Source organism: Paraburkholderia diazotrophica (assembly GCF_038900755.1).
GTDB classification, from domain to species: domain Bacteria; phylum Pseudomonadota; class Gammaproteobacteria; order Burkholderiales; family Burkholderiaceae; genus Paraburkholderia; species Paraburkholderia diazotrophica_A.
This window is the reverse complement of sequence record NZ_JBBPEN010000013.1, coordinates 1-24,794: the sequence shown is the minus strand read 5'-3', so window position 1 is coordinate 24,794 and position 24,794 is coordinate 1. Positions and strand designations below refer to the sequence as shown.

Below are 24,794 nucleotides of genomic sequence, written 5' to 3'. Positions count from 1 at the left end.
GCATCTCTATCGGTAAATGTACTTATAAATCCGCGATGATCGTGATAGCGCCCTGAAGGATTGGCCTCGCTAGCATTGAGACAAGTTCTGGTTGTGACAACAGACCAGAGCCATACAAGGAAACACAATCTCAACGCGGCAAACAGAGGAGACAATCTTGAAGAAAAGGCACTTGACCCTGGCTCTCGCGTCCGGTGCGATCGCGGCGACAGGCGCACATGCACAGTCGAGCGTTCAGCTATACGGCCTGATCGATCTGAGTGTGCCCAGCTACGTCACTCACGCCGACGAAAAAGGCAATCATGTAGTTGGGATGGGCATTGACGGCGAACCCTGGTTCAGCGGAAGCCGCTGGGGTCTCAAAGGCGCGGAAGATATCGGCGGCGGCTCGAAGATCATCTTCCGGCTCGAAAGCGAGTACCGCATGAGCGATGGCCAGATGGAAGACCCCGGTCAGATCTTCGACCGCGATGCATGGGTCGGCCTTCAGGACGACCGCCTCGGCAAGCTCACGTTCGGCTTCCAGAACACCATTGCGCGCGATGCGTCCGCGATTTATGGCGACCCTTATGGCAGCGCGAAGCTGACCACGGAGGAAGGCGGCTGGACGAACGCGAACAACTTCAAGCAGATGATCTTCTATGCGGCGAGTGCGACGGGTACGCGCTACAACAACGGCGTAGCGTGGAAGAAACTCTTCGACAATGGTCTGTTCCTCGCGGCGGGTTATGCGTTCGGCAACAGCACGACATTTCCCACTAACTCAAATTACCAGGCAGCCGTTGGCTATAACGGTGGACCGTTCGCCGTTTCCGCGTTCTACAATCACGCGAACAAAGCGGGTAATACTAACCAGTCTTATTCGGTCGGTGGCAATTACACGTTCAGCATTGTCCGCTTGAATGCAGGCTACTTCCATTATCTCGGCGATCAGGGCGCGCTCGGACAACGACATGACGATGCGTGGACGGTATCTCTGAAGGTCGCGCCGAAAGGTCCATTGGATTACGAACTCGGCTATCAACAGATGCGTGTCAAGAATGCCGCCTATAACGCGGACGGTGACATTCCGAATGCCAACATCGGCACATTCGATCCTGCTTCGGGCCTGCATGACGGGTACAAAGAAACGCTGTACTGGTCAGCGTTCTATCATCTGTCCAAGCGCACGGAGCTTTATCTGGCGGGCGACTACATGAGACTGCACGGCGGCTATACGGTCGCGAGCACGTTCGGCGCGTCGAATCAGCTCGAACTGACGACGGGTATTCGCACGCGGTTCTGAGCGTAAGTTCAAAGGGGGAGGATATGCGCTTGCGGGCAGTCAAGCACTTCCCCCGCAGAACGGACGCACGCTTGAGCCGTCCGTCTCGTTTGCGGCGAAGCCTGCAACGGCGGCGATCGCGTCAGCCGACCGACTTGCAATTCACGAGCGGCGCAGTATAGGGCGTCGGATACTCTGAAGACGGCCCGCTGAGCATGCGCAAAGGCTGTGTCGCCAGCACGTCCGCTTCACGTTGCTCGCGCCGGGTGACCAATTGGCCCGAAGAATATGCATCAGGAAGTGGCTCATTCACTGCGCAGTTCAGCGTTTTACCGTCACTGACACGTACCGTGGTCGTATACGCGTAGTTCGGTTGCGCTGTAGCAGAACTGATGCCCCAGATGCCGGCCATTGCGGCCAACGCAATGTTCAAGGTTCGAGTCCGCATGATTCGCTCCTTATTTCCACCTGATTTAGACACTACGACTGCGAGACGGTGCGACCCATTGCGCGGAAATTTTTCTTGCGGCGATCGTCAGGTACATCTGCGCATTTCAGCGGGTTCTGGTTCGTCGCGCTCTGTCGTCGGGCGCTATCCGGCCAGAAGCAGCGTGTCGCGCGCGGCTTGCGGCGGACGTTCGAACGTCTGTTGCTGCCAAGGATCGCCCGCAAGACAGTTTGACAACCGATAGCTGAAAGCGGCCACCTTACCGCTCCGGTCAGCTGGAGATCGGCCAGACGGCGTCACGGACCACGACGTCCATGCCGATGGCGGCCGAAGTAGCCTCGGCAAACTCGTCGCGATTTTGCGCCGCCCACGTCGTAACGTTCGTCACCTCATCTAAAACCGCGGCGAGAGTGTTGGGATATTTTTTGGCGAACTCAGGAGTCGCTACGTAGACGGAAGTGCCATTGACAATGTCCTTCGTGCTGGCGATCGCGTGCGCCCTCTGGACGCGTTCCGCTAATGCAAAAAGGGGTCGTGGACGACCCAGACATCGATGCGGGTGCCATTGACTTCTCGCGCTGGCGACGTGCCCGCTATCGATGCGCAGTCAGCTGGCGTGAAATTTGTCCATATGGCATGAATGCCCGCGTCGGCCCGTGGGATGCAGGTGCGAGAAGGATCTGCAATCCGCTCTCTCGCGGACATCACGGGCAAGAAGGTAGCCTTTGCGCGCGCCACCCAGCGGACAAAGCGTTCTGTTGAAATTGCTCGCCAAGGCGGGGCTCACCTACGGCGACATCGTCCCCGTATTTATGTCGCCTAAAGCGCCGACTGCGTCGCGCAGCCTCGGCCATAAATCGTCGGTCGTCTCAATCCGTACCTGGACATTTGGACGACTGCTTTGCACAGGCACCGGCCGTCCCGTAAGCGCTCGATCTGTACCGTCACCTGGCTCCGGGTAGACGATGCAATCATAGCCGCAACGGACACGATTGACGGAGAGTGCGAAAGTACTGTGGAGATTTGCACAAATTCGCGGCAAAAAAGTATTGGTCGGTTTGAGTGATTAACGCGAAATACATTAAAAAGACGTGTAAGGGGGCTAAATGACTCTGTGTGAATATCCGACGAAGCGTTTCAGCAATGATGCATCGCGCATCGCGCGTTGTTATTCACCATTTCTGTTTGCGACCGAATCACAACGCATAACTGCAGCGCAATTTCGTAATTAACCCACAATCGTGGCTGCCTCTTTAATTGTTAATTCTTTCAATACCCGGAAATAGTCGCGGGCTTTTCGTGGACAAACTAAAAGTCTTATGAGAAAGTTCCCCTGAGCGTACATCTTTTTTTACACAATACGTCGTGTGAGGCACCGCATATAACGCGAATAGCTCGACCCTCGTCTCACATAGTGCTCACTATTTGAATAAACAGCGCTTTCGCATGGCATAAGACCTTTCGCCATTAAGCGCCGGGGAAACGAAATGATGCGACATCAGGGGCAGGCAAGATGAGTATCCGAGGCGGAAAGAGTCCGGGCGCGTACTCGGCGATACAACAACAAGGCCGACAATTGGCGCTCCGCCGCTCAATCGCTATCCCTTTGCCGCGCCCGTTCGGGCCTTCATAAGGCGGCAATTCATCAAACGTCCCAGCGGTCAGCTAGTCGGAAACCGGATATCCCGCTGAGGCTCGCTTTTCCTTAAGGCATGCGAATTCATTGTGCGGGAAGTGCTCTTCACGCGCACTGACGATTCGTCCATCAAGGTCATAAGCGACTTTCAGAAAACCCGACGCTAAAGCACCTCGCCACTGAGAGACGTTTCAACGCAGTAAATAGATATCCTAAATAACGGGAGGCGTATACACGCCCGTACTTATTGAACTTCGCATTTCAATTAATCAGCGAGGCAACGACATGAACAAGGCATTTCGGACCATCTGGAACAAGGCGCTAGGCGCCTTCGTCGCGGCGTCGGAGTTGGACAGCTCGCGCGGCAAGGGGAAGTCAGGGGCGGCCGCCTCTGTCTGCGACGGGAGAAGCGATGAACGAGGTGAATATGGCGCATCGACGCCGCACGGTTTCAATGCGCGTTTCGTCACCGTACTGTTGCTGATGGGTCTGGGCGGATGGTCCGCGCAGGCACAGGCGCAGCTAAGCTGCGCCTCCGCCCCCTACAACTTTTATAGTGGCAGCACCACGTGTGTGGGCTTTCAGTCGACGGCGACTGGAGGCGGCGCCACTGCCGTTGGCTATGCGGCTACCGCCACGGGAATCAATGCCACAGCCTTTGGCTATCAAGCCATTGCCGCTGCTACCAACGCAATTTACCTGGGTGCGCGGAATGCTCCCGGTACCGGCGCAACTGCGGAGTCGGCGATCGCCATCGGTACGGATGTCGTCGCTAACGGATCGGCAGCCATCGGTATCGGCCTCGACTCGGTTTCGAGCGGCAACCTGTCGACGGCTGTCGGCCCTTTGGCAAAGGCAACCGGAGACAACGGTGTCGCCATGGGCTCGAGCGCGAGCGCTGCCGCGTCGGGCGCGGTGGCAGTAGGCAGCGGGGCCGTCGGTTCGCAAACCAATGGCGTTGCCGTGGGTTCGGGAGCCTCCGCGACGGGCGTCAATTCGCTGTATCTCGGCGCGCGCACCGCCGCGGGTACCGGTTCGACGGGGACGTCGTCTATCGCCATTGGCACTGACGTTACCTCTACTGGCGACTACGCCGCCGCCTTCGGCTACCAGTCGGTGGGCAGCGGAGCAGCAGCTGTCGCGCTGGGCTATATCGCCAACGGTTCGGGGACCCACGCCGTCGCCGTCGGCTTTCAGTCGATCGCCAGCGGCCTCAATGCCGTGTATCTCGGCGCGCGTACCGTCGCCGGCACTGGCGCAACGGCGGCGGGGGCCGTTGGTCTAGGCACGGACGTCACGGCTTCTGGTCCCTCTTCGGTCGCTGCCGGCACACTGGCCACAGCGTCGGCACTGGATGCAGTCGCGCTGGGCGCGGGAGCGTCTGCCTCGGGACTCAACTCCCTCGGCATGATGAACGGCGCGAAGGCCACCGGCACGAATGCGATAGCGCTGGGTGCGATGGATACCGTCGCGGAAGGCGGTTCGTCGTCGCCGACGACAGTGGCGGGCGCCGCGGCCTCGGGCATCCGCGCCGTTGCGATCGGCTCGGGCGCGACCTCGGGCGGTTCGTCATCGATTGCGATAGGCGATTCGGCTGGCACGGGCGCGAATGCCAATGCCATCGCGATGGGTACGAATTCCACGGCGTCGGGAAGCAGCGCCGTCGCGATCGGGGCAGGGGCAAAGGCGCTTGGCAATACCGATCTGGCTCTCGGGATTGGCGCGACGGCCAACAATACGAATTGCTCGGGTTGTTACCAAGCCATTGCAATCGGTAATAATGCGACTGCCTCGTACATGGGTACGACCGCTATCGGCAACGGCGCCAACGCGAGCCAGCAGAACGACCTCGCCGTTGGTCAGGCAGCGATTGCAAGCGGCGGCCTTTCCACCGCAGTGGGTTCGAACGCGCGTACGCTTGGCCAAGGGTCGGTAGCCATGGGGTGGGGGGCGCACGGGGACGACATCGAGGCGACTGCGTTGGGTGCGTTTACTACAGCCGATCTGCACGGTACTGCAGTTGGCCTTTCAAGCACCGCATCGGGATCGTCAAGTGTGGCGATTGGCGATTCGGCACTTGCAAATGGTGCGTCCACCGTTGCGATGGGTCTGTCGGCGACAGCGACCGCCGCCAACGCGTCCGCGCTCGGACCGAATTCGACCGCGGCGGCGGCTTCTACCGTTGCTTTCGGCGATACGAATAAGGTAGTGGCTACGGCAGGCACAGGCTCGATCGCGGGCGGACATAACTCTCAGGTGGCCGGCGGCACTGGTGCCGTCGCGCTCGGCGAAGGCCAGACGGCGAGCGGCAACGGGGCGGTGGCCATCGGCGATCCCAATACCGCTACGGGTAATGGCGCCGTAGCGATGGGTGCGGACAACACGGCGAATGGCAATGGTGCGGTAGCGATCGGCAACAGCAACAACGCGCAGGGGCAGGGTTCGCTGGCGCTCGGTAACACGTCGACTGCCGGGGCTGTGGGCGCCGTTGCACTCGGTGCCTCAGCCATAGCAAACAATGCAAACGCTGTAGCGCTCGGCTCCGGTTCGGTGACTGCCGCGCCGAACCCGACACCGAGCGCGCCGATCGCCGGCACGACGTATAGCTTCGCGGGCGCGAATCCCGCGAGCGTCGTGAGCGTGGGGGCTCTCAATGCGGAGAGACAGATCACGAACGTGGCGGCTGGGCGGATCAGCCAGTCGAGCACCGATGCGATCAACGGCTCTCAGCTCTATGCGACGAACCAGGCAGTCGACAGCATATCGACCACGCTCACCGGCTTGTCCTCATCGTTCACCACGCTCAACAACCAAGCCGTGAAGTACGACACGATTGGCGGCACGGTCAACTACAACAGCATCACGCTGAATCCGGGTGGCACCTCGACGCAAATCCACAACGTCGCCGCGGGCACGGCGCCGACCGACGCGGTCAACGTCTCCCAGCTCAATTCCACGGTGGCCGCGAGTGCGACCCACTACTACAGCGTCAACGACAACGGCACGCAGCAAGGCAACTACACGAACAACGGTGCGACAGGGACCAATGCAATCGCGGCAGGCCCGAATGCGACGGCGTCAGCCACCAGCGGCGTTGCGCTGGGTTCGGGCGCGACATCGAGCAACACAAACGCGGTTGCCATCGGCAGCAACGCGCAGGCGACGGCAGTGAACTCCGTGGCGCTCGGTTCGAATGCGACGACGACGGCGAACTTCGGTCTCGCGGCATATAACCCGGGCACGGGCACCCTGTCCGGTACGGCGCCCGTTGGCGAGGTCTCCGTCGGCTCGGCCGGGAATGAACGGCGGATCACGAATGTCGCGGCAGGTGCGGCCCCAACCGATGCTGTCAATGTGAGCCAGTTGCAGTCGGTCGAGTCCCAGGTGAGCCAGGCACAGAGCAATTCGCTGCAGTGGGACCCGACGGTCAACGGTGGGACGGGTGGCTATAACGCCGATCATGGCGGCAGTGGGCCGAACACGATCACGAATGTCGCCCCCGGCACGTTGAGCTCCACGAGCACGGATGCCGTCAACGGCTCACAGCTTTATACGACGAATCAGAATGTCACCAACCTCGCGACCACGGTCAACAACATCCAGAACGGTGCGGGCATCAAGTATTTCCACGCGAACTCGACGGCGACGGACAGCCAGGCGCTGGGGACCGATAGCGTTGCGATCGGCCCGAACGCGGTCGCCAACAATACGGGCGATGTCGCGCTGGGTTCCGGTTCGCAGACGGGCACCGCAACGCCCACCGCGAGCGCGACAATCAACGGGACGGTGTACAGCTTTGCGGGCGGCAATCCGACGAGTGTCGTGAGCGTGGGCGCGGCAGGTGCGGAGCGGCAGATCCAGAATGTGGCAGCGGGCAGCCTGAGCGCGAGCAGCACGGACGCCGTGAATGGCTCGCAGCTCTACCAGACCAATCAGGCGATCGACAGCCTGGCGACGACCGTCGCCGCCGACAAGACTCACTACTACAGCGTCAACGACGGCGGCACGCAAGGCGGCAACTACAACAACGACGGTGCGACGGGCCTCAACGCGCTGGCGGCGGGCGTGGCGGCCGCGGCCAGCGGCGCGAGCAGCTTTGCCGGCGGCAATGGCGCTTCCGCGCTGGCGGACAACGCGGTGGCGCTTGGCGCGCTGTCGAGTGCATCGGTGGCGGGCGGCGTCGCGATCGGCTCGGGTTCGGTGTCCGACCGCGCCGTGCTGTCGGGTATCGGCTCGATTGCCAACGGCACGCACTCGATTCCATTCAACACGGCCGATCAGACGCTGCTCGGCGCCGTGTCGTTCGGCAGCGCGAGCGGCAACACGTATCGCCAGTTGACGAATGTCGCCGACGGCACGCAGGCACATGATGCCGTGACGATCCGGCAACTGGCGGGCGCGCTGTCGTCGTTTGCCGTGACCGGGCAGATGTACTTCCACGCGAACTCGACGGCGGCGGATTCGCTGGCGGTCGGCGCCGAGTCGATCGCGGTCGGGCCGACGACGGTGGTCAACGGCGACAACGGCGTGGGCGTCGGCAATGGCGCAATCGTCGACTCGACAGCGCCGGGTGGCGTCGCGATCGGGCAGGCTGCGAGTTCGGCACAGGCGGATGCGATCGCGGTGGGCAGCGGTTCTGTCGCCAGCGGCGCCCAGTCGATCGCCCAGGGCGCGAATGCCAGCGCGGCCAATGCCGGGTCGATTGCCATCGGCTCGGGTTCGCACAGCAGCGCAATCGATGCGCTCGCGTTGGGCGCCGGCGCGAGCGCAACATCTGCAAACAGCGTCGCGCTAGGCGCCGGATCGGTAACGACGGTCGGCGCGTTGAGCAACTACATCGCGTACGGATTGAGCAGTCCGCAATCGTCGGCGGGTGAGGTCAACGTCGGCAACCGGCAGATCACGGGCCTGGCCGCCGGCAAGGCTGGCACTGACGCGGTGAACGTATCGCAGCTCGATGCGGTGGCAAGCCGGCTCACGACACTGATCAACCAGCAGACCACCAATAACGGCGGCAGCTTCTCGTCCTCGCCCGGCACGCCGACGCCGCCGACAACCTCCGGATCGAATTCGTCGGCGGGCGGCCAGGGGGCCGTGGCCTCCGGCAATAACAGCTCGGCGGTGGGTAACGGCTCGACGGCGTCGGGCAATGGTTCGACTGCCGTGGGTGCCGGCGCAACGTCGACGGGTAGCGGCTCGACGGCCCTCGGCGCGGACAGTAACGACGGCGGTCGCGCGAATGTGGTGGCAGTCGGCTCGGTTGCAGCGAACCGGCAGGTCATCAATGTAGCAGCCGGCACGGCGCCGACGGATGCAGTCAACGTCCAGCAGTTGAACGCCGCGCTATCAGAGGCAAACGCATACACCGACGCCCGCATGAATGAGCTGCAAAACGGCATCAATTCGACCGCGCGCAATGCGTATTCAGGCATCGCGGCGGCGACCGCGCTCACGATGATCCCGGAAGTCGACAAGGACAAGACGTTGTCACTCGGTATCGGCACCGCGGGCTTTAGGGGTTATCAGGCGGTGGCGATCGGCGGCACGGCGCGCCTGACGGAAAACGTGAAGATGAAAGCCGGCGTGGGCATGAGCCCTGGAGGCACGACGGTCGGCGTCGGCGCGGCCATGCAATGGTAAGTCACGAAGGCGGGGCCGCAGCGGCGCGTCCCGCGTTCTTCGCCACATACAGTCTATGGAGTACATGATGAACCGACTCTTTTTTGCAAGCCTTTTATCTACCGCCGTGCTTGTCGTGGCGGGATGCACGGCGGCGAGTGGTCCAACCTTCAACGCCTATTCGGTCGACGCGAGCAACGGCGTCAGGACATACCGGGCCGAGTGCCACGGACTGTTCGAGAGCGCGTCGACCTGCATGGAGGTGGCGCAACGCATCTGCGGCGACAAGGCTGTGCAGGCGATCGACAGAATCGACCGCGTTCGCGCTGCCGACGACAACCGCAATGATCCCCGTGTTCTGCTGTTCAGCTGCGGCCAGGAGGCCGGCAGTCTCGCGTCGGCCGGAACCGGTGCGGTCGCGAGCGAAGCCACCACGCTGGAGAACTTCGCAGTGGAAAGCGATGCGCTATTTCCGTTCGGCAAGTCGGCGCCCGAAAGCATGTTGCCGCCTGCGAAAGCCGAACTCGACGAAATAGCCGCGCGCATCCGCAAGCATAAGCAGGTCAGCGCAATCACGGTCGTGGGCCATACCGACAGGCTCGGTCCAGAATCAATCAACGAGCCGTTGTCGCTCGCGCGGGCCAACACGGTGCGCGATTATCTCGTTGCTCAAGGACTGGACGGCAGCATCATTCACGCAGAAGGCGTGGGTTCGAGCCAGCCGAGAACGCACTGTCCGGATGGCGGCGCTCGCGCGCTGATCGCGTGCCTGCAACGGGATCGGTATGTGTCGATCACCGTTGAGGGGCGTAAGTGATCTAGGCGGCCGTCGGATATTAGTCGTAAAACGACCTTGACGTGAGCATGTTCGTCCGATGCGCGGGCGTGCGCTGTCCGGCAAAAGCCGGCGAGCACAGCCCGCGTGATTGACGTCATGCGCAACCTGATAGACACGGATATGCTGTCCGTCTCAGTCACCGCGCATGACTGTCGGCGTGAATCACTTGCTGTGAGGTACCGGCAATGCTCCTTTTTCGCTGTTGTTCCACGTGTCCGCTTATACGGGCGCAGTTTATTCGTTAGATGGACACGAGACCGCCAGGCGCTTTAACGAAAGTCAGGATGAGTTGCCTGGCCAGTTACGCATAACGGACAGCCGATGACGATCATCTGCTACCGCGGTCCTGATACGAACGACTGCTCGCCGTGCGAAAAGGGACGTCGAGATGCAAATCTCCCGATCGTCCGCAACGGGTCTATTTTGTTGAAAAACTCCCCTGAGAGCCTGGTTCTTGGCTATCCTGGAATCCATCAATCGATGGGAGTGCATCGTCATGATGGGTCAGCGAAGCCGCGATAAGGAGCAGCTGTTTTATGCGCTCAAGCTTGACGATCACGTTCCGAAGGGCCATCTGCTACGCGGCATAGATCAGTTCTTCGATGCGGGAGACATCCGTCAGCCACTTGGCGTCGTTTTGCAGTCGTACGGGACGCCCTTCGATCGATCCAGAGTTGATGATTCGCATGTTGATCGTCGGCTACTGCTTCGACATCCGCTCCATCTGAACCTGGTGTATCGCTGGTTTTGCTGCCTCGGCCTTGAGGATACGCTTCCCAATCACTGCACGTTTTCAAAGAATCGCCACGGCCGGTTTCGTGACAGCGATATGCTGCGCCATGTATTCGAATCAGTTTTACGCCGCTGCATGAGCGAAGGCCTCCCGGTGGTGAAGGGTTCGCGATCGATGCCCGTATCATCGAAGCCGATGCCAATCGCACTCGAGGCATCGCCGGGACTGAAGCGATCGACTGGGGTCATGGCGAAGGGCCCAGCCGTGCAGTGCGTGAGTATCTGGCGGCGCTCGATCCGCCCACTCAAATCAATCATGATATATTGAATATCTAGAGGCTTTCGTCCCCTGGAACATTCACCACGCGCAACGCGCGTTGATCGTCACGCCAGGTCCCGCAATGTTCGATCCTTCGCTGTTTGGCCGCTTTTCGTTCACCCACGCCGAGCCGGGCAAGGGCCCGTTGCCGCCCGGTCGTCATCGTCTGGGAATCGCCGATGAGCGCGATGCGGTTCTGTTCGTGCCGACGGACCTCGATACATACGATACGAAAGGCACGCAACGCCCCGTGCCGCTCTTCGTGATGTTTCATGGCGCGGGTGGCTTCCCGGAGAAGGTGCTGCCGTTCATCGAAGAGCACGCCGAGCGCGAGAAATTCCTCGTGCTCGCGCCGCACTCGATGTATCCGACCTGGGATATCGTGATCGGCGGCAGCGGTCCAGATCTCGAGCGGCTCAATCGGGCGCTCGTCGAAGTGACCACGCGCTATCACATCGACCGTGGCCGCCTCGCGTTCGCAGGCTTCTCGGACGGCGCGAGCTATGCGCTGTCGATCGGCATCACGAACGGCGATATCGCGAGCCACGTGATCGCGTTTTCCGGTGGCTTCATGTCGGTCTTCATGCAGGAGGGCGTGCCCAAGGTATTCATCGCGCACGGCCTGCGCGACGAACAGCTTCCCATCGAAACCAGCGGCCGCGCGAACGCAACGAAACTGAAGTCCGCCGGCTATGACGTGCAATACGTCGAATTCAACGGCTTGCACGCGATCCAGCCTGCCGTCGTCGCCACGGCAATCCAGTTCTTTCTCGGTTAGCTTGCGCGAAGTCGAGCGCCGCGCCACCGGACCCCAACCGATACGAGTGCGTTTATGGACTTTGAAATTCCGGAATCACTGGTGAATCCCCTGCTCGCGATGATCGAATCCGAATCGCCGCTGGCGCGACAGCTCAATCAGCACAGTGCGTGTCACGGCAACATGCTGGTGTCGAGCAAGCTGTTCGATTCGAAGTCGCTGAATACGCTGTATTCGCTGAGCAAGGCGAACAACGAGCGCGCGCTGATGTTCCAGATGCTCGCGCTCGACAACATCTACAACGCGCCGCAGGCACGCACGATTCCGGGCCTCGATCAACTGGTGCCGGGCTTGATCGCGTATCTGTCGCGCGATGCGATCGATGGCTGGCTCTATAAGCGCGCGAAGGACGGCACGCTGCTGCCGTGGCTCGTGCGCCGCATGCGTTACGTCGAACCGGAGCAGGGCATGCCGTACGTCGTCGTCGATATGCTGGCGAACACGATGCAATCGGCGAACTCGGAGCGCGCCGACCCGCATATGCGCCTCTCCGGCATGACGACATCGCTCATGTTCAACCGTCTCGACATCGCGAATCGCACGATTCCCGAGCTGCTCGCCGAGTTCGGCTTTTACAAGGAGTGCCCGGAATTCAAGCGCGAATACGAGCAGTACGCGCGGCGCTTTCTGGAGTTTCAACCGCGCTTCGGTGCGCAGTTCGTCGTGTCGAAGGCGGCCTTTACCGTCGATGCGAAGGGCGCCACGGAATTGACACGTATTGTCGATGGCGTGAGCGCGAAGTGCGTCAACGATGAGGAGACGCTGGAGCGGCGCTTTCAGATGACCGCCGACGCCGATTTCTGGCGCGGCGCGAATGTCACAGGTGGCTTCGACACGGTTCCGCTGCATTGCTACGTGTGCCTGTATCACCTTGAATGGCACCGGAACATCTGGGTGCATGTGCAGAACATGGCCGAGTACCAGTACCAGCCGGAACTGCGCGACAAGCTGGTTCTGCCCGAGCATCATCGCGATCTGATCGACATTCTGACGTCGAAACTGAACGTGTTCGTGCAGGACTTCGTGCCGGGCAAGTCGGGCGGCACGACGATTCTCTGCCAGGGCGCGCCCGGACTCGGCAAGACGCTGACCGCGGAGATCTATTCGGAAGTGGTCGGCAAGCCGCTGTACCGCGTGCATTCGGGGCAGCTCGGCACGACGGCGGCATCCGTCGGCGCGACGCTGTCCGGCATCTTGCAGCGCGCGACGCGCTGGGACGCGATCCTGCTGCTCGACGAAGCCGACGTCTATATCCGCCGCCGCGACAACGACCTCGAACACAACGCGATCGTCGCGGAGTTCCTGCGCACGCTCGAGTACTTCAACGGCTTGCTGTTCATGACGACGAACCGGATCGACGATGTCGACGACGCGATCCTGTCGCGCTGCATCGCGAAGATCCACTACGAGACGCCGCCGATGCGCGATGCCGTCCGTCTATGGAAGCTGCTCGCCGAGCAGTTGGGCGCGGACATCGACGACGGTCTGATCGAAACGCTGACGTGCGCTTATCCGAGAGCGAGCGGACGAGACATCAAGGAACTGCTGAAGCTGACCACGCGCTATTGCCGCGCGAAACAGATTCCGCTGTCGGAGCAGGCATTCAGGACATGCGCGATGTTTCGCGGGCATGCGTGACGGCGTGCGTTCGCAACGCTAACGCTCATGCCGGCGGCGCGCAGATGACAGCGTGACGCATCGAGAGAGCCGGGGCCATTTGCATATGCCTGGCCCCGGCTGATCTCTTTACGCATATGCGTACTTCACTTTCTTCACGCGAGGCTTTGCGTCGTCAACGGCAGCGCATGAACGCGCTTGCCCGTGGCCGCGAAAATCGCATTCGCCACTGCGGGCCCCACAGGCGCCACGCCCGGCTCGCCGATGCCCGTCGGCGCTTCCGTCGAAGGGACGATGTGCACTTCGACTTGCGGCATCGCGTCGATGCGCAGCACACGGTAGCCGTCGAAGTTGTTCTGCTCGATGCGGCCGTCCTTCAACGTGATCGCGCCATACAGCACCGCGCCCAGACCGAAGCCGATGCCGCCTTCGATCTGCGCCGCGATCACGTCCGGGTTGATCGCCGTGCCGCAATCCACCGCGCAGACGACGCGATCCACCTTGACCTTGCCGTCCTTGTCGATCGAGACTTCGGCGACTTGCGCGACGAACGTGTGGAACGCTTCGGCCACTGCAATTCCGCGTCCCTTGCCGTGCGGCAAAGGCTTGTCGCTCCAGCCCGCCTTCTGCGCGGCGAGATCGAGCACCGCGCGCATGCGCGGCTGATGTTCGAGCAGATCGCGCCGGAACGTGTAGGGGTCCTTGCCGGCCGCATGCGCCGCTTCGTCCATGAACGCCTCGACGGCAAACGCCGTATGCGAACTGCCGACCACGCGCCACCACAACACGGGCACGCCCGTGCGCGTCGTCGACAGTTGCACCGAGATGTTCGGAATCGCGTACGCGATGTTCGCGGCGCCTTCCACCGATGTTGCGTCGATGCCGTTCTTCACCATCGCTGCAAACGGCGTGTCGGCCACGATCGACTGCCCGACGATCCGGTGCTGCCAGCCGACGAGCTTGCCGTCGCGCGTGAGTCCCGCTTCGAGCTTGTGGAAATACATCGGCCGATAGAGGCCGCCGTGGATGTCGTCCTCGCGCGTCCACTGAAGCTTGACGGGCGTGCCGTTCGCGCCGAGCGCCTTCGCGATCGACACGGCCTCGGAGATATAGTCCGAGCCCGGATTCGCGCGCCGGCCGAAGCTGCCGCCCGCGTACAGCGTGTGAATGCTGACCTGCTGCGGCTGCAGGCCCGCCGCGCGCGCGGCGTTCGCCTGATCGATGGTCTGGAACTGATCGCCCGCCCAGATTTCGCAGCTATCGGCCGTGAGCTTGACGACGGCATCGAGCGGCTCCATCGGCGCGTGGGCGAGATACGGGAACTCGTAACTCGCGGAAATCTTGCGTGCCGCGCCCTGGATTGCCTTCGACGCGTCGCCTTCGGTGCGCGCGGGCAGGCCCTGCTTCTCGGCAATCTTCCGATACTCGGCCATGATGTCGGCCGAGCTGCGCTTCTCCGCGTGCGAGTCGTCCCATTCGACCTTCAGCGCATCGCGGCCCTGCTTCGCGGCCCAGAAGCTCTTGCCGACGACGGCGACGCCGCGCGGCACCTGCACCACATCGACGACGCCCGACACCGCCTTGGCCGCCGATGCATCGAACGATTTCACCGTCGCGCCGAATTGCGGCGGACGCTGCATCACGGCGACGAGCATGCCGGGGAACGTGACGTCGATCGTGAATTGCGCGGTGCCGTCGGTTTTCGGCGGCACGTCGACGCGCGGCGACTGGCTGCCGATCAGCTTGAAGTCTTTTGGGTCCTTGAGCGTGACCTGGTCCGGCACGGGCAGCTTTGCCGCAGCCGTCGACAGCGATCCATAGGTCGCGTGCTTGCCGCTCGCGTCGTGATAGACGACGCCGCGCTCGGTACGCAACTCGGACGCGGGCACCTTCCATTGCTGCGCGGCCGCTGTGACGAGCATCACGCGAGCCTTGGCGCCCGCTTCGCGCAGTTGCATCCACGAATTGGCCATTGCCGAGCTGCCGCCCGTCCCCTGTATCGTGCCGAACGCGAGATTCGCATAGCGTTTCGCATCGGCGGGCGCGCTTTCGACGCGGACGTGGGTCCAGTCCGCGTCGAGCTCGTCGGCGAGGATCGTCGCGAGGCCCGTGTACGCGCCTTGGCCCATCTCGACGTGCTTGGCGATCACGGTCACGCTGTCGTCAGTGCCGACGCGCAGAAACGCGTTCGGCGCGAACGTGCCGCTCGCCGTTTGAGCGGCGAGCGCGCGCCGTGACGTGCCGGCCCATTCGAAGCCGACGGTCAGCGCCAGTGCCGCCGCTGCGCCGGCGCCTTTGAGGAACGTGCGTCGCGACGGACGCTGAACATCAACGATATCGGTCGTCATCCTTTTATCCCCTGTCGACCAGAGTTAGCGCTTCAGCGCTTACTCTGGTCCCATGCCCCACGCGGCGGTCGACCAGAGTTAGCGCTTCACTGCTTGGTTTGGTCCCATGCCCCACGCGGCGGTCGACCGGAGTTAGCGCTTCACTGCTTGGTTTGGTCCCATGCCCCACGCGGCGGTCGACCAGAGTCAGCGCTTCAGCGCGTCCGGCCACACTCAGCGCCTCGCTCCCGTCCGACGCAACCTGACCGCCAATCGCCCCGGCCGCATCGTGAATCGCCGCGCGTATGCGCGTGTACGTCGCGCAGCGGCAGATGTTGCCGCTCATCGCGGCGTCGATGTCGGCGTCGGTGGGCTTCGGGTTTTGCGCAAGCAACGCAGCCGCGGACATGATCTGCCCCGACTGGCAGTAGCCGCACTGCGGCACCTGCAACTTGACCCATGCGGCCTGCACGGCCTTGGCCGGCTTGCCCTGCAGCCCTTCGATCGTCGTGACATGGCGGCCTTCGACAGCCGACAGCGGCGTGACGCACGAGCGTATCGGCTGCCCTTCGAGATGGACCGTGCATGCGCCGCATTGCGCCATGCCGCAGCCGAACTTCGTTCCATGCAGGCCCGCGACCTCGCGGATCGCCCATAGCAGCGGCATGTTGGGATCGGCGTCCAGCGTGGTGGATTTGCCGTTGAGAATCAAAGTGGTGGACATCGATGACTCCGAGTGTGGGTCGGGTTCTGATCGTTCGTGCTCGCGACGTTTCGCGGCCGGTGCCATCAGGCGCGAGCACTGCGCGGCCAGAGCACTGCGACGAAGCGCGCGCCGCGGCTGCCCGTGCTTTCACGGCCACGCCGCGTAGGCGCTGGCGAAGCAATGCGAACCTGTGGAGTGTGGCTCAAAGCGGGCGCTTTCTGTTATTCGGAAACTCTGGAAGTCTTGCCTAATCCTGCGGGACCGCTCGCCGGCCGGCGCGATGCAGGAGGCGTATATTCGCCGTGTGGCGCGTCGATTCCGTCACGATCCCGACGATCAGGAGAGCCGCCGATGAACAATCGATCGTGGAAGTGCCCGCTCGCGGCCGTGTGGCTCTTTGCGTTCGCGTCGACGGGAATCGCGCAGGAAGCGCGCGTGATATCCGGAGCGACGGCCGTTTATGTCTCCGACTTCGAACTCGATGCGGCCAACGTGACACCGGATCAAAGCCGGCTGAGCAGGGCGCGTCGCCTTGCCGGCAGCGTGTCCCCGCTGCACCTGGCACAGCAGGACCCGCAAGCGAAGTCCCAGCAGCTCGTAGGCGAGATGTCCGATACGCTGATCGCCGATCTCCGGAGCAAAGGCGTCGATGCGCGCCATCTTTCCGGCGGCGCCGAAGTGCCTGCGCAAGGCTGGCTGGTCCGCGGCGTTTTCCTGAGCGTGGACGAGGGCAATCGGGTGCGGCGCGCCGTGGTGGGTTTCGGCGCGGGACAAGGCAAGATCGAACTCGCGATCGCCATCGATGCGTTGCCCAATCCGGCGCCGCAACCGCTTTATCAGGAGATTGAAGGCCAATCGGGCAAGCACGCGCCGGGTGCGATGGTCAAGCTCAATCCCTATGTGGCCGCCGCCAGGTATGTGATGGCGGGCAGCGACGAAAAGGCGAACATCAAAGAGGTTGCGGGGCAGGTCGCCGATGCGGTCGTCGCGCGCATGAAAGGGCACGCCGAAGCGCCGCGGCAGTGAGCGGCGCGCTTCGGTCAACGCGCTTTCTCAGATGCGCCACGCCTCGCCTTCAGGAAAGCCGTGCTTGTCGATCGACGCGGCCTTCATCTCGATGCTGTAGCCCGGGCGTTGCGGCGGCATGTAGCGTCCGTTGCGAATCACGACGGGATCGACGAAGTGCTCGTGCAGATGATCGACGTATTCGAGCACGCGGTTTTCCAGCGAAGCCGACACGCAGACATAGTCGAACAGCGAAATATGCTGGACGTACTCGCACAATCCGACGCCGCCCGCATGCGGACACACGGGCACGCCGAATTTCGCCGCCATCAGCAGCACGACGATGACCTCGTTCAATCCGCCGAGGCGGCAGCTGTCCACCTGACAGAAGTCGATGGCCTGCGCCTGCAGCAACTGCTTGAACATCACGCGATTGTGGCAGTGCTCGCCCGTCGCGACGCCGATGGGATGAAGGCGCTTGCGGATCGCCGCGTGGCCGAGAATGTCGTCGGGGCTCGTCGGCTCCTCGATCCACCACGGATCGAACTCCGCGAGACGGCGCATGTTCGCGACGGCTTCGTCGACGTCCCACACCTGGTTAGCGTCCATCATCAGCTTCAGGTTTTCGCCGATCTCCTCGCGCAATATTCTCGCGCGCCGCACGTCCTCTTCGAGATTGCCGCCTACTTTCTGCTTGAAGTGGGTCCAACCCTGCGCGACGCCTTCGCGCGCGAGCCGGCGAATCTTGTCGTCGTCGTAGCCGAGCCAGCCGGCCGACGTCGTGTACGCCGGATAGCCGTGCGCGAGCATTTCCTTTTCTCGCTCGTTTTTCGTGCTCGCGTGACGATGCAGCAGCGCAATGGCTTCGTGCGGCGTGATCGCGTCCGTCACATAGCGGAAGTCGAGACAGCGCACGAGTTCTTCCGGGCTCATGTCGACGAGCAGCTTCCACACGGGCTTGCCTTCCGCTTTCGCCCACAGGTCCCACACCGCGTTCACGACAGCCGCCGTCGCCAGATGAATCGCGCCTTTGTCAGGGCCGATCCAGCGCAGTTGACTATCCGATGTCACCTCGCGCCAGAAAGCGCCCATGTTCGCGGCGATGTCTTCGAGACGCTTGCCGATCACGAGCGGCGCCAATGCATTGACGGCCGCCACGCAGATTTCATTGCCGCGTCCGATCGTGAACGTGAGGCCATGACCCGCGAGCGTGTTCGGCGAATCGGTTTCGAGCGCGACGTAAGTGGCGGAGTAGTCCGGCGCGGCGTTCATTGCGTCGGAGCCATCGAGAGAACGCGAAGTGGGAAAGCGGATGTCTCGAACGGACAGCCTGGTGATCGTGGTCATCTGAGCAACCTCCGGGGGCGATGGCTATCGGCTTCCGTCTGCGAAGAAAGACGGACCGGCTCGTGCGTGCAAGCGCGGCGTAAGCCCCGATAAGGGAAATCACCGAGCGCATTTACTAGGCGTTTGCACGCGTTGACAACACTTCATTCACTTCCTAGCATGCTAGCATGTCTTAACGAAATCAAGCGCGCCGTGAGCACTTCATCCGATGCAGCGAGTGCCGTCAGTAATCCGTATGACGCATTGCCGAAGATCAGGGGCGGCGAGCGGGGCAGCCTGACCGACGCAGTCGAACAGGCGCTGAGAGAAGCGATCGTGACGCTGGTGCTGGAACCGGGGATGATGATCGACAAGATGGCCGTCTGCGATCGGATGGGCGTGTCGCGCTTTCCGGTTTCCGCTGCATTGGCGAGGCTCGCGCATGCGGGCCTTGTCGAAGTCCTTCCGCAGCGCGGCACGCGCGTCAAGCCGATCGCGCTCGAGGACATCCGTCAGCATCTGTTCATTCGTAGCGCGCTCGAAGTCGAGACCGTGCGCGATGTCGCGCTGATGCACGACAAGGCGACGCTCGATGCACTCGCAATCAATCTCGACGAGCAGCGCAAAGCAGTTAAAAGTGGCGAGCGCCTCGCGTTTCATGTACTCGATCTGGCTTTTCACGAAGTCCTCCTCGATGCAGTCAATCTGCCGCGAGTGAAGGAAATCGTCGCGGTGTCGCGCAATGCACTCGATCGCGCGAGGCAATTGCTGGCAAGTCCCGAGCGGCTCGTGCATACGCTCGATGAGCACGAGATCATTTTCGAAGCGATTCGTAGCGGAAAGGCCGACGCGGCGGCGAAAGCGATGCACGGTCATCTCGATCAGGTGGTTGCCGAATTGCGCCGGTCTGCGAAGGAAAGGCCGGATCTTTTCGGGCCGTAACGACTCACACGATAATGAATCCGCGCACCTGAACGACTTTTATGCAGCGCGAAAGCTCTGCATGGGATCAAGGGGGTCCCGGTAATGTGTCTGGCTTTTCGTTTTGTTTCCAGTCCTGAAAGACAACGACGACCAGCGCTTCTGCAATCCGCTTCCCACGAAGAGGCCAGCGGCTGCCGTGTCGGAGCCGGCGGCCGTCAGCCATTTGTCGGCAGGTCCGCGTCATGACACCGCTCATTGCCGTCAATAAGCTTAGCAAGAGCTTTCCGGGTGTAAGGGCGCTGCACGAGGTGCAGTTCGAACTCATGGCGGGGGAAGTCCACGCGCTGATGGGCGAGAACGGCGCCGGCAAGTCGACGCTGATGAAAATTCTCGCGGGCGTCTATACGCGCGATTCGGGCGAGATTCTCTATGACGGCAAGCCTGTCGAGTTCACGAGTCCGCGCGATGCGCAGACCGTGGGTGTCGGCATCATTCATCAGGAACTGCAACTGATGAATCATTTGACCGTCGCGCAGAACATCTTCATCGGACGCGAGCCGCGCGGACGGCTCGGACTTTTCCTCGACGAAGACAGGCTCAACGCGCAAGCCGCCGATATTCTCGCTCGCATGCATGTGCGGCTCGATCCGCGCACCGTGGTCGGCACGCTGACGGTAGCGAGCCAGCAAATGGTTGAGATCGCGAAAGCGTTGTCGTTCGATTCGCGCGTGCTGATCATGGATGAGCCCACCTCCGCGCTTAACGACACGGAGATCGCCGAGCTCTTTCGCATCATCCGCCAGTTGAAGGACAGAGGCGTGGGCATCATCTACATCTCGCACAAGATGGATGAGCTGAAGCAGATTTCCGATCGCGTCACCGTGCTTCGCGACGGCGAATACGTCGCGACGGTGGCCACGGCCGACACCAGCGTCCAGGCGATCATCGGCATGATGGTGGGCCGCACGCTCGCCGACGTGACGCCGACGCACGGCACCACGGAAACGGGCGACGTCGCGCTCGAAGTGAAACACCTGAACGCCGGCCCGCTCGTCAGGGACGTGAGCTTCACGCTGCGCAAAGGCGAGATATTGGGCTTTGCCGGCCTGATGGGCGCGGGCCGCACCGAGGTCGCGCGCGCCGTGTTCGGCGCCGATCCGATCGAATCCGGCGATATCTTCGTGAACGGCGTGAAGGCGGTGATCAAAAGGCCCAGCGATGCCGTGGCGCGCGGAATCGGCTATCTGTCCGAGGATCGCAAGCGTTTCGGCCTTGCAACCGGGATGGACGTCGAATCGAACATCGTGATGTCCGACCTGGGCAAATTTCTGTCGCTCAACTTTTTCCTGCGTCGCGCGCAGATGCGCAAGGCGGCATCCCGCTTCATCAGTCTGCTTGCAATCCGCACGCCTTCGCCGACCCAACCCGTGCGGCTTCTGTCCGGCGGCAACCAGCAGAAGATCGTCATTGCGAAATGGCTCGAACGGGACTGCGACGTGCTCTTCTTCGACGAGCCGACGCGCGGCATCGACGTCGGCGCCAAGAGCGAAATCTACAAGCTGCTGCGCTCGCTTGCCGGGCAAGGCAAGGCGATCGTCATGATCTCGTCGGAATTGCCGGAAATCCTGCGCATGAGCGATCGCATCGTGGTGATGTGCGAAGGCCGTATCACGGGCGAACTCTCCGCGAGCGACGCCACGCAAGAGCGCATCATGCATCTCGCGACGCAGCGCGAAACCCTGAAAGTAGCCTGAGCCCCAAGAGGTCAAGTACATGACACAGCCATCGGATACTGCAGCGCTGTCCAACGAAAGACGAACCTCGGGGCTGAGAGCCCGTGTCTTTTCGCCGACGGCCCTGCAAAAGCTGCTCGCCTTCACGAGCTTGATCCTGTTGCTGATCTTCTTCAGCTTCGCGTCGCCCGCATTCATGCAGATGGACAACATCCTCGGCATTTTGCAGGCGACGGCCGTCAACGGCGTGCTGGCGATCGCGAGCACGTTCGTCATCATCACAGGGGGCATCGATCTATCCGTCGGCACGTTGATGACTTTTACCGCCGTCATTTGCGGCGTGTTTCTCACGTACTGGCATTTGCCGATGTGGATTGGCGTGGTCGCTGCGATTGCAACGGGTGCCGTCTGCGGAACCGTATCGGGCACGCTGACGGCGAAAATGAAGATTCCGCCATTCATCGCGACGCTCGGCATGATGCTGCTGCTGAAAGGCCTGTCACTCGTTGTGTCCTCCGATCAACCAATCTATTTCACCGACACCGAGAACTTCTACATGATCTCGCAGGACTCGCTGATCGGCTATTTCCTGCCCAGCGTGCCCGTGCCGAATGCGGTGCTGATTCTCTTTGCTCTTGCGATCGTGAGTTCCATTGCGCTCAATCGCACGGCGCTCGGCCGCTATACGTTCGCGCTCGGCAGCAATGAAGAAGCCGTGCGGCTTTCCGGCGTGAACGTGGACCGCTGGAAGATCGCGATTTACGGCGTGGGCGGCGCGATTTGCGGCGTGGCCGGACTGCTCATCGCGTCGCGTTTGAACTCGGCGCAACCGGCGCTGGGCCAGGGCTACGAGCTGGAGGCGATTGCGGCTGTCGTCATCGGCGGCACTTCGCTTAGCGGCGGCTCGGGCACGATACTGGGCACGATCATCGGCGCGTTCATCATGAGTGTGCTGACCAACGGGCTGCGCATCATGTCGGTTGCCCAGGAATGGCAGATCGTGGTGACGGGGCTCATTATCATTCTCGCGGTCTACGCTGATATCCTGCGACGCAAGAAGGGCGGCTGACACAGTACAGAACAAGATCAAGAAGGGGAGCACGCAGCACGTAGCACGTAAAGGCTCCCTCAACGGCTGGAGGTTGATGGCCTACCTTAGGAGGAGAAACCCCATGTTGAAAAGAAGACTTATCAGTATCGTGGTTGGTGTCGGAGCGCTGGCTGGCGTGACCAGTCTTGCGTATGCGGACGAGCCGTATATTCCGCTCATCTCGAAGGGCTTTCAGCACCAGTTCTGGCAGGCCGTGAAATCCGGCGCGGAACAGGCTGCGAAGGAGCAGAACGTCAGGATCACCTTCGAGGGTCCGGAAACGGAAGCAATGGTCGACAAGCAGATCGACATGCTCTCGGCCGCGCTCGCGAAGAAACCACAGGCGCTCGGCATTGCCGCGCTCGACAGCAAGGCGGCGATTCCGCTGCTCAAGCGCGCGCAGGCGAGCAAGATCCCCGTTATCGCATTCGACTCGGGCGTCGACAGCAACATCCCGCTGACGACCTGCGCGACAGACAACCTTGCGGCCGCCGCGCTCGCCGCCGACAAGATGGCCGAGATGATCGGCAACTCGGGCGAGGTCGGCGTGATCGTGCACGATCAGACGAGCCGAACGGGCATCGATCGCCGCGACGGCTTTCTCAACGAGATGAAGACGAAGCATCCGGGCATCAAGATCGTCTCGGTCCAGTATGGCGGCGGCGACCACTTGAAGTCGGCGGAAATCGCCAAGGCGATGATTCAGGCCAACCCGAATATCAAGGGCATTTTCGGCGCGAACGAAGGCTCGGCGGAAGGCGCGGCAATCGGCGTCAAGGAATCGGGCAAGAAGCTCGTGTTGATCGGCTACGACTCGGGCAAGGAGCAGAAAGAGGACATCACATCGGGCTTGATGGCGGGCGCGATCACGCAGAACCCGATCGGGATCGGCAAATGCGTCGTCGACTCGGCGGTGAAGGCGCTGAAAGGCGAGAAGCTGCCGAAGAAAGTCGACACGGGGTACTACTGGTACGACAAGAGCAATATGAACGACCCGAAGATTTCCGCAGTGCTGTATGACTGATGCGCGGCGGTAACGCGTTCGAGTAGTGCGTTCCGAGAAAGAGGAGGGGCTGCGGCCCTTCCTCTTTTTTATCCGGCGTCCACGCGTTATGACGCGCCTTTTGCGTAGTGCGTGTCGGGAATCACGACGATGTTGCCCACGAAACGCTTCGACATGAATTGCGTTTGCGCTTCATGAAACTGCGACAGCGGATACGTCGCGGCCAGAACCGGCTTGACCGTGCCGGCCTCGATATAGTCGAGCACGCGTTTGAACGCGCCGCGCGTGCCTTGCGAAGAGCCGTTCAACTGAAGCTGCTTCAGATACATCGTGCGCAAGTCGAGTTGCACGACGGGCCCCGCAATCGCGCCCGCCGTGGTGTAACGTCCTTCCGGACGCAGCACGTTCAGCAGTTTTCCGAATAGCTCACCGCCGACGAGATCGGCCACTACATCGATGGGCCGGCCGCCTGTCATTCGCGCGACGTCTGCGGCGAAGTCCCCGGTGTCGCGAAGCATCGCGCCTTCTGCGCCGAGCTTGAGCACGGCCTCTTCCTTGCCCTTGCTGACGACGGCATACGGAATCGCTCCGCGCGCGCGGCACAGTTGAATGATGCCCGAGCCGACGCCGCCCGAAGCGCCCGTAATCAGCACTGTTTCGCCGCTCTTGACCGCGGCCCGCTCGATCATCTGTTCGCCCGTGTGGTACGCGCACCAGAACGTCGCGAGTTCGGCATCGGTGTAGTGCGAGTCGACGCGATGCGCGTTCTCTGCGGGCACCGCTGCGTATTCGGCGTAGCCGCCGTCGCGGCCGTGGCCGATGTAGTCGATATCGGCGAGGCTGTCGTCGTCGCGGTTATAGATCGACGCATCGACGATCACACGTTCACCGATGCGCGCGTCGCTGACTCCGCTTCCGACCGCAACCACCCGGCCGACGATGTCTGCGCCCTGAATGCGCGGGAACGTCAGCGTCGAGCGGCCGCGACGCCAGGTGGAGACGGCCTGCGGATCGTCATCCGTGCCATACGCGCCCTGTCGAACCCACACGTCAGTATTGTTGAGCCCGCAAGCAGTGACTTCGAGCAGCACTTCGCCCGCGTTGCAGGCGGGAACGGGCACGTCGTCGCGATAGACAAGCTTGTCGAGTCCGCCATGAGCGGTCAGCACGATCGCCTTCATTGTCTTTGGAAGCATGGTTCTCCTCTTGGCGTTGGCGGATGCGCGGCGCAAACGCGCCGGCATCCGGGCTACGGCCTTATGGCTTGATGAACAGCTTGCGCGGCGTATTGCAGAACGTCTCGACACCCGACTCCGTAATCAGGATGCTCTCCGTGATTTCGAGTCCCCAGTCGTCGAGCCACAGGCCCGGCATGAAATGGAACGTCATG

The 24,794-nt window shown here is 62.1% G+C and carries 14 protein-coding genes and 3 pseudogenes; 11 read left to right on the top strand and 6 right to left on the bottom strand.

Features of this window, described 5'->3' with window-relative positions; all coding sequences use genetic code 11:
* Window positions 1–112 precede the first annotated feature (112 nt).
* Window positions 113–1,285 carry a porin gene (locus AABE10_RS30160; protein WP_342936893.1) on the top strand — a complete coding sequence of 391 codons (1,173 nt, stop codon included), beginning with the start codon at window positions 113–115 and terminating at the stop codon, window positions 1,283–1,285.
* A gap of 121 nt (window positions 1,286–1,406) precedes the next feature.
* Here AABE10_RS30160 and AABE10_RS30155 read toward each other — a convergent pair whose 3' ends face one another.
* On the bottom strand, window positions 1,407–1,712 hold the full coding sequence (locus AABE10_RS30155) for a hypothetical protein (RefSeq protein WP_342936812.1): 306 nt from the start codon (window positions 1,710–1,712) through the stop codon (window positions 1,407–1,409).
* Window positions 1,713–3,633: 1,921 nt separating this feature from the next.
* On the opposite strand from AABE10_RS30155, the gene AABE10_RS30150 reads away from it, so the two are divergent.
* The 5 genes and pseudogenes from AABE10_RS30150 (at window position 3,634) to AABE10_RS30130 (ending at window position 13,311) form a co-directional block, all read left to right on the top strand.
* Window positions 3,634–8,988, top strand: coding sequence for a YadA-like family protein (locus AABE10_RS30150; RefSeq protein WP_342936811.1), 5,355 nt, complete (start codon window positions 3,634–3,636; stop codon window positions 8,986–8,988).
* A gap of 55 nt (window positions 8,989–9,043) precedes the next feature.
* Window positions 9,044–9,784: an OmpA family protein gene (locus AABE10_RS30145; RefSeq protein ID WP_342936810.1), complete on the top strand. Its 741-nt coding sequence runs from the start codon at window positions 9,044–9,046 to the stop codon at window positions 9,782–9,784.
* Window positions 9,785–10,301: 517 nt separating this feature from the next.
* A pseudogene (locus AABE10_RS30140) lies at window positions 10,302–10,834 on the top strand (transposase); the annotation flags it as partial.
* Window positions 10,835–10,938: 104 nt separating this feature from the next.
* Window positions 10,939–11,634, top strand: a complete 696-nt coding sequence (locus tag AABE10_RS30135) for an esterase (protein WP_342936809.1) — start codon at window positions 10,939–10,941, stop codon at window positions 11,632–11,634.
* A gap of 54 nt (window positions 11,635–11,688) precedes the next feature.
* Window positions 11,689–13,311, top strand: a complete 1,623-nt coding sequence (locus tag AABE10_RS30130) for an ATP-binding protein (protein ID WP_342936808.1) — start codon at window positions 11,689–11,691, stop codon at window positions 13,309–13,311.
* A 134-nt stretch (window positions 13,312–13,445) separates the two neighbouring features.
* On the opposite strand, the gene AABE10_RS30125 is transcribed toward AABE10_RS30130, so the two are convergent.
* Window positions 13,446–15,638, bottom strand: a complete 2,193-nt coding sequence (locus tag AABE10_RS30125) for a xanthine dehydrogenase family protein molybdopterin-binding subunit (RefSeq protein ID WP_342936807.1) — start codon at window positions 15,636–15,638, stop codon at window positions 13,446–13,448.
* Window positions 15,639–15,888: 250 nt separating this feature from the next.
* Window positions 15,889–16,341: pseudogene (locus tag AABE10_RS30120) on the bottom strand ((2Fe-2S)-binding protein); the annotation flags it as partial.
* A gap of 333 nt (window positions 16,342–16,674) precedes the next feature.
* Between AABE10_RS30120 and AABE10_RS30115 the strand changes: the two are divergent.
* Window positions 16,675–17,349 carry a DUF4410 domain-containing protein gene (locus AABE10_RS30115; RefSeq protein WP_342936806.1) on the top strand — a complete coding sequence of 225 codons (675 nt, stop codon included), beginning with the start codon at window positions 16,675–16,677 and terminating at the stop codon, window positions 17,347–17,349.
* A 27-nt stretch (window positions 17,350–17,376) separates the two neighbouring features.
* On the opposite strand, the gene AABE10_RS30110 is transcribed toward AABE10_RS30115, so the two are convergent.
* Window positions 17,377–18,675 carry an L-fuconate dehydratase gene (locus tag AABE10_RS30110; RefSeq protein WP_342936805.1) on the bottom strand — a complete coding sequence of 433 codons (1,299 nt, stop codon included), beginning with the start codon at window positions 18,673–18,675 and terminating at the stop codon, window positions 17,377–17,379.
* A 159-nt stretch (window positions 18,676–18,834) separates the two neighbouring features.
* On the opposite strand from AABE10_RS30110, the gene AABE10_RS30105 reads away from it, so the two are divergent.
* The 4 genes from AABE10_RS30105 (at window position 18,835) to AABE10_RS30090 (ending at window position 23,425) form a co-directional block, all read left to right on the top strand.
* A complete protein-coding gene (locus AABE10_RS30105; RefSeq protein WP_342936804.1) occupies window positions 18,835–19,596 on the top strand; it encodes a GntR family transcriptional regulator in 762 nt (253 codons plus the stop codon).
* Between the two features lie 224 nt (window positions 19,597–19,820).
* The gene (locus AABE10_RS30100; protein ID WP_342936803.1) at window positions 19,821–21,332 is read left to right on the top strand and encodes a sugar ABC transporter ATP-binding protein; all 1,512 of its coding nucleotides are present in this window, start codon (window positions 19,821–19,823) and stop codon (window positions 21,330–21,332) included.
* A 19-nt stretch (window positions 21,333–21,351) separates the two neighbouring features.
* Entirely contained in the window at window positions 21,352–22,380 is a 1,029-nt protein-coding gene (locus AABE10_RS30095; RefSeq protein ID WP_342936802.1) for an ABC transporter permease, read from the top strand.
* A 103-nt stretch (window positions 22,381–22,483) separates the two neighbouring features.
* Window positions 22,484–23,425 carry an ABC transporter substrate-binding protein gene (locus tag AABE10_RS30090; RefSeq protein ID WP_342936801.1) on the top strand — a complete coding sequence of 314 codons (942 nt, stop codon included), beginning with the start codon at window positions 22,484–22,486 and terminating at the stop codon, window positions 23,423–23,425.
* 86 nt (window positions 23,426–23,511) lie between these two features.
* Here the strand turns inward: AABE10_RS30090 and AABE10_RS30085 are convergent, their stop codons facing one another.
* Together AABE10_RS30085 and AABE10_RS30080 are read right to left on the bottom strand one after the other, a co-directional pair.
* Entirely contained in the window at window positions 23,512–24,600 is a 1,089-nt protein-coding gene (locus tag AABE10_RS30085; RefSeq protein ID WP_342936800.1) for an alcohol dehydrogenase family protein, read from the bottom strand.
* Between the two features lie 61 nt (window positions 24,601–24,661).
* A pseudogene (locus tag AABE10_RS30080) lies at window positions 24,662–24,794 on the bottom strand (ectoine hydrolase DoeA); the annotation flags it as partial.